At 69.1% G+C, this 1,423-nt stretch carries 1 protein-coding gene; it reads right to left on the bottom strand.

Going from position 1 to position 1,423, the window contains the following annotated elements:
• Positions 1-1,193 (bottom strand): IS110 family RNA-guided transposase (locus KIK08_RS39020; RefSeq protein ID WP_214408331.1); only part of this gene is annotated, 1,193 nt, incomplete at its 3' end.
• Between the last annotated feature and the right edge of the window lie 230 nt (positions 1,194-1,423).

Genomic DNA, 1,423 nt, shown 5'->3' with positions numbered 1-1,423 from the left:
GTGCGCAGCATGGCGTGCAGGACGTTGACTCGTCGTCGGGCCAGTGCGATGAGAGCTTGGTGGTGGCGTTTGCCCTCGGCGCGTTTGCGGCGGTAGAACGTCTTGGATTGCGGGTCGCGTTGGATCGCGCAGAACGCGGACTGGTAGAAGACCCGTTTCAGGGCCTTGTTCCCGGCGTGGGATCGACGCAGATAGGACATCTTCCCGGACTGTTGCAGGACCGGGGCCAGTCCGGCGGCCGAGGCCAGGGCGTCCGGGCTGGAGAAGCGGTGCAGTCCGCCTGCCTCGGCGAGGAATTCCGCGGTGAGTACGACCCCCATCCCGGGCAGGCTGCGGATGAGGGTCCCGTCAGGGTGGTTGTCGAGTGCCTCGACGATCTCGGCGTCGAGCCGGGCCAGGCGCTCGCGCGCGGCGAGTGCGTCCTCGGCTTGTTCGCGCACGATGCGCGCTGCGGTCGCCTCGCCGGGGACCGCGACCCGCTGGGCATGCGCGGCCTCGACCACCGCGGCGGCCAGGGTCTGGATCCGTGTGCGGGGCAGCCCCCCGGCGCTGGCCAGGTGCGCGAGGACACCCTCGACTCCGGCCGCGCGGATCTCGGCCGGGGTGACGTAGCGGGTCAGCAACCACAGCCCGGTCTTGGTGGTCAGATCCAGCAGTCGTTCCAGGCCGGGATGGGTCGCGGTGAGCAGGTCCCGCAGCCGCGACAGGCGCCGGGTCTGATCGGTGACCAGCTCGCGGCGACGCCCGACCAGCAGTCGCAGGACTGCGTCGGGTTCGGCGAGGGCTTCAACGGTGCGCAGTTCGTCGGTGCCGGCGCGCAGTCGGACCTGGTCGGCGATGACCTTCGCATCGGCGGGGTCGGACTTGCGTTCCCCACCGCGGGTGGCCCGTCGCGACCGGTTGACCAGCAGCCCGGGCGTGTGCACGACGGTCAGCCCGGTGGCCGGGGCGGCGTTGCGGACGGCCTCGAGCAGCATGGCGGTCAGCAGCCCGGCGATCCCGCCGAGCACGTCGATCCCGACCGTCGCCGGCCCGTGCTGCTTGCTCAGCTCGGTGATCTCGCTGATCAGCGCGGCGATCGCCTCGGGGGTGTTCTCGACCTTGTGGCTGCTCAACTGCTTTCCCGTGGCCATGTCGATCAGGCAAGCCCAGTGCAGTTGTTTCGCCACATCGATGCCCACCGACAGCGGCATCATTCCTCCTTGCTCTGGTCTTTCGAGTCGTTCGGTGCGGTGTCTCGTTCCGCCGGCCTTGCCCTACAGAGCGATGAGTCGCAGTGCCTAATCAGCGGTCAGAACAAGACGGTGGAGCGAGGGGCCAAGCCACCTGAGCCATCGAGGGCAGCCAGCATGAAAACCATCCTCGCTCCACCTGCATCACCCCATCCTCTCCGACGACGGGGGACGTCTCTGGAAGGTAGGGC

Origin of the sequence: Pseudonocardia lacus, from assembly GCF_018531445.1 — a bacterium.
Classification (GTDB): domain Bacteria; phylum Actinomycetota; class Actinomycetes; order Mycobacteriales; family Pseudonocardiaceae; genus Pseudonocardia; species Pseudonocardia lacus.
This window is presented reverse-complemented; position numbering and strand designations above follow the sequence as displayed.